The organism is Cryptosporangium minutisporangium, assembly GCF_039536245.1.
In the GTDB taxonomy this organism is placed as follows: domain Bacteria; phylum Actinomycetota; class Actinomycetes; order Mycobacteriales; family Cryptosporangiaceae; genus Cryptosporangium; species Cryptosporangium minutisporangium.
Genome location: NZ_BAAAYN010000122.1, coordinates 1 through 3,884 on the forward strand (window position 1 = coordinate 1; position 3,884 = coordinate 3,884).

A 3,884-nucleotide genomic window follows, 5' to 3' on the forward strand; every position below is an offset into this window, starting at 1 on the left:
CGGGCGGCACGCCGGCAGCCGTCGGGGCGGGCGGCGGCAGCCGTCCGGGCGGGGCGGCGGACTACGCGGTTCCGTCGCCGGTCGGGGCACCGCCGTAGCCGACGGCGAACGCCCGCTTCAGGTAGTCCCACGAGGCGGCGTCGACGATTCCCCTGGTCGCGCGGTCCGGGCCCTGTCCGTCCAACTTGGCGTAGATCGCCGACCGTACGCCCCGGTCGCCGCCGGTCATCTCGTCCAGGACCGCGCTCCAGAGCCCGGCCAGCCGCTGCACGTCCGGGTCGGCCGGATCGGTGCCCGCCTCCAGGTGCGGCCGAAGAGTAGCGACGAGCCGCCCGCACCGGTCCTGCCAGCCGGCGAACCGGTCGTCGAAGCCGGGCTCCCGGTGCCGTGCCGCCGCGGCGGCCAGCTGTTCGGGGGTGAAGTAGCTGGACTGCATCATCGCCTCCATCGTCCGGATCAGCTCGTCGATCGAGGGGTCCCGCGCCTCCCGCAACGCCTGCTGCAGCGTCGCGAGCCGACGCCGCAGGTCGTGCAACGCCGCGAACTCCCGGTCGACCTGGCTCCGCTGCCGCTCGACGATCGGGCCGAGCTCGGCCGGCCCCCCGTCCAGCGCGCGCGTGACCTCGGCCAGCGACAGCCCGAGGTAGCGCAGCCCCAGGACCTGGTAGAGCCGCCGGACGTCGGCCGCCGTGTAGAGCCGATGACCAGCGGCGGACCGTTCGGCCGGCCGGAGCAGCCCGATGACGTCGAAGTGGTGCAGGGTCCGGACCGTTACTCCGGAGGCGCGCGCCAGCTCTCCGACCTTCCACCGTCGTTCGTCCACGAGATCACCCGGATTCGACGTTAGGTCCTGACCCCACGTCAGGTTCAAGCCCGCGGGCGCGCGCGAGCGGCGGGGGCTACGCCGCGGCTGCGCGGCCGCGGTCACGCGGCGGCAGGCTGCGCGGTGAGCGTGGCCCCGCGGCGGCAGGCTGCGCGGTGAGCGTGGCCGCGGCGGTTACGCGGCTGCGGCGGGCTTGCGCGCGGCCAGCCGCTCGACAACGCCGAGCGTGAAGCGGTCGTGCCGTTCGATCGGCAGGCCGAGTGCCTGCACGTGCCGGATCGGCCGCCGACGCCAGTGCTCGCCGCCGAGCGGAACCGTGATCACCTCGATCGCGCGCTGGAGCAGGCGGCCCGCCCAGGGTGCGGCCTCGACGTGGTCGGCGAGCAGCAGCAGCCCGTCCGGACGCAGCACCCGGACCATCTCCTGCACGGCCTGCCGGTCGTCGGGGATCGCGCAGAGCGAGAACGTGCACACGACCGTGTCGAACGAGTCGTCGGCGAACGGCAGCGACTGGGCGTCACCGACCCGCAAGTCGTGGTCGCGGCCCAGATCGCTCGCGCGGCGGCGGGCCTGGTCGAGCATCGGGGAGCTCCACTCGATGCCGGTCAGGCGGACGTCGTCGGGGTAGTGCGGCAGGTTCAGCCCGGTGCCGATCGCCACCTCGAGCGTATTGCCGGTGGCTTGACGGCAGACCCAGGCACGGGTGTCGCGGAACAAGCGCCGGTCCATGAAGCCCATTTGCCGGTCGTAAGAATCGGCCTGCTTGTCCCAGAACCGGCGCAGCCGATCGTCACGGTTCGTCAACTCTGGCACGGGGTGCTCCTCCCGTTCGCCGTCGGTGCTCTCGACGGTACTCAGTCGTCCAAGAGGCTCCCGGGTCCGGCGCGCTCCGTCGCCTGGGTACAGCTAGACGTGTATTCATTGTTCGCTGTACTGTCACGGCCATGAAGACGCTGACCTACGGGGAGGTCCTGGCGCGGTTCGGGCATGCGTTGTCCGATCCGGTCCGGGCGCGGGTGTTGCTGGCCCTGCGCGACGGACCGGCCTACCCGGCGGACCTGGCCGAACTGCTGGGCACGTCACGGCAGAACCTGTCCAACCATCTGGCGTGCCTGCGGGGCTGCGGGCTGGTGGTCGCCGTACCGGAAGGCCGCCGCACCCGGTACGAACTCGCGGACGCACGGTTGCGGCACGCGCTGGGTGACCTGCTCGGGTTGGTGCTGGCGGTGGATCCGGAGGCCTGCCCGGACGCGGACGACAAGGGCTGCTGCTGATGGGCTCCCCGTTGCCGCTGGTGGGTCTCGGGCCGTCGCCGTCGCGGCGCACGACGCTGGCCCGGCGGGTCCGATGGCTGGTGGCGGCGACGATCGCCTACAACGTGGTCGAGGCGGTGGTGGCCCTCACCGCGGGCAGCCTGGCCTCGTCGACCGCGCTGATCGGCTTCGGTCTGGATTCGGTGATCGAAGTGTCGTCGGCAGCCGCGGTGGCGTGGCAGTTCGCCGGCCGGGAGCCGGAAGCTCGGGAGAAGGTGGCGCTGCGGGTCATCGCGGTGTCGTTCTTCGCGCTAGCCGCCTACGTCGGCGTCGAGTCCGTCCGAGCGCTGATCGGCGGGGAACGCGCTGACCATTCGACGGTCGGCCTGGTGCTGGCTGCGCTGTCGCTGGTGATCATGCCGGTACTTTCGGCCGCGCAGCGTCGGACGGGCCGGGAACTCGGTTCGGCCTCGGCGGTCGCGGACTCCAAGCAGACAATGTTGTGCACCTATCTGTCCGCCGTCCTGCTGGTCGGCCTCGGCGTGAACTCGCTGTTCGGCTGGTGGTGGGCCGATCCGATCGCGGGGCTGGTCATCGCCGTGATCGCGATCAAAGAGGGACGCGAGGCCTGGCGCGGAGACGCGTGCTGCGCGCCAGGATCCGCCCTGGTCAACGTGTCCGATCGCGGCACCGGCTGCGCCGACGGCTGCTGCTCCGACCACAGCTGAACAATCGCCTCAAGGAGATCCGTCGATGGCAGTGGCAGCGCTGGTGCTGTATCTAACTGGACTCGGTCTGGCGTTCGGATGGCGCAGCGTCGCGCAGCGGCGCCGCACCGGTGACACCGGCCTGCGCTTGCACGCCGGGCCGGTCGGGTCAGTGGCGTGGTGGGCGAAAATGTCGTTCGTCGCCGCGCTGTTGCTCGGCGCCGCCGCGCCGATCGCCGCGCTGGCCGGCCTGCCGCTGGCGGCCGTCTTCGATCGGCCCGTGAGTCGGTGGCTCGGGGTGTTGATCGCGGTCGCCGGAGTCCTCGGCGTGCTGTGGTGCCAGTCCGGAATGGGCGCCTCCTGGCGGGTCGGGGTGGACCCCGCCGAGCGCACGGCACTGGTGACGACCGGCCCGTTCGCGGTCGTGCGGAACCCGATCTTCACCGCGATGATCGCAACGAGCGCCGGTTTGGCGTTGATGGTGCCGACCGTGGTCGCGTTCGCGGCGCTGGTGCTGTTGATCGCGTCCGTCGAGTTGCAGGTGCGCGCTATCGAGGAGCCATATCTACGACGCGTCCACGGCAGCGTCTACACCGCTTACACCGCGGAAGTCGGCCGATTCCTCCCGCGCATCGGCCGCGCGTCTGCCGGTACGACGCCGTGAGCCGGTGATCCGCCGCGCGACCGGTGGACGCGTTCGTGGTCGCCTGCGCCGGCTCGAGGATCTACCTGGCCGGCGTCGAACGAGTGAGTTGGTGGCCGCGCTGATGCCGGGGTCGCGTCGACCGGTGTTGAAAACGGCGATCCGGTCGGCGCGCTATCCCGCCGACAGCGTCCTGGCACCCTTGGGCGGTGGCGCATCGGCCGGGGACGACACCGCTGCCTGCGTCCGCCTCCACCACTGACGGTGTTGATCTTCAGGCGCGGTCGGTAGCGGGTTGGCGTGCTGCCTGCGGGGTGGCAGTCGCGCCGACGGCACCACCGCAGGGCCGCGCGTGCGGCGGCGAACGCGGCCCCCGGTTGTCGGAGGTGGTGCCGCCGTTACCACCGGGAGGAGTCGTTTTCAGGGCTGTGGACGGCGGTTTTGTGTCGGTGGGGCGG

The 3,884-nt window shown here is 71.9% G+C and carries 5 protein-coding genes; 3 read left to right on the forward strand and 2 right to left on the reverse strand.

Going from position 1 to position 3,884, the window contains the following annotated elements:
• Positions 1-61: 61 nt before the first annotated feature.
• Both ABEB28_RS42545 and ABEB28_RS42550 read right to left on the reverse strand, forming a co-directional pair.
• Positions 62-823: a MerR family transcriptional regulator gene (locus tag ABEB28_RS42545; RefSeq protein WP_345734004.1), complete on the reverse strand. Its 762-nt coding sequence runs from the start codon at positions 821-823 to the stop codon at positions 62-64.
• A gap of 174 nt (positions 824-997) precedes the next feature.
• Complete coding sequence (locus ABEB28_RS42550) at positions 998-1,627, reverse strand: class I SAM-dependent methyltransferase (RefSeq protein ID WP_376982103.1); 630 nt, start codon at positions 1,625-1,627, stop codon at positions 998-1,000.
• A 140-nt stretch (positions 1,628-1,767) separates the two neighbouring features.
• Between ABEB28_RS42550 and ABEB28_RS42555 the strand changes: the two genes are divergently transcribed.
• Genes ABEB28_RS42555 through ABEB28_RS42565 form a run of 3 tightly spaced genes read left to right on the forward strand, consistent with a single transcriptional unit; the run spans position 1,768 to position 3,447 of the window.
• Positions 1,768-2,097 carry an ArsR/SmtB family transcription factor gene (locus ABEB28_RS42555; RefSeq protein WP_345734006.1) on the forward strand — a complete coding sequence of 110 codons (330 nt, stop codon included), beginning with the start codon at positions 1,768-1,770 and terminating at the stop codon, positions 2,095-2,097.
• Positions 2,097-2,804 carry a cation diffusion facilitator family transporter gene (locus ABEB28_RS42560; protein ID WP_345734008.1) on the forward strand — a complete coding sequence of 236 codons (708 nt, stop codon included), beginning with the start codon at positions 2,097-2,099 and terminating at the stop codon, positions 2,802-2,804. Before ABEB28_RS42555 ends, ABEB28_RS42560 begins: the two co-directional genes overlap by 1 nt.
• A 25-nt stretch (positions 2,805-2,829) precedes the next feature.
• Positions 2,830-3,447: a methyltransferase family protein gene (locus ABEB28_RS42565; RefSeq protein WP_345734009.1), complete on the forward strand. Its 618-nt coding sequence runs from the start codon at positions 2,830-2,832 to the stop codon at positions 3,445-3,447.
• Positions 3,448-3,884 lie beyond the last annotated feature (437 nt).

Coding starts and splice junctions, on each gene's coding strand:
- ABEB28_RS42565 (WP_345734009.1), top strand. CDS start 2,830: ATGGCAGTGGCAGCGCTGGTGCTGTATCTAACTGGACTCGGTCTGGCG.
- ABEB28_RS42555 (WP_345734006.1), top strand. CDS start 1,768: ATGAAGACGCTGACCTACGGGGAGGTCCTGGCGCGGTTCGGGCATGCG.
- ABEB28_RS42560 (WP_345734008.1), top strand. CDS start 2,097: ATGGGCTCCCCGTTGCCGCTGGTGGGTCTCGGGCCGTCGCCGTCGCGG.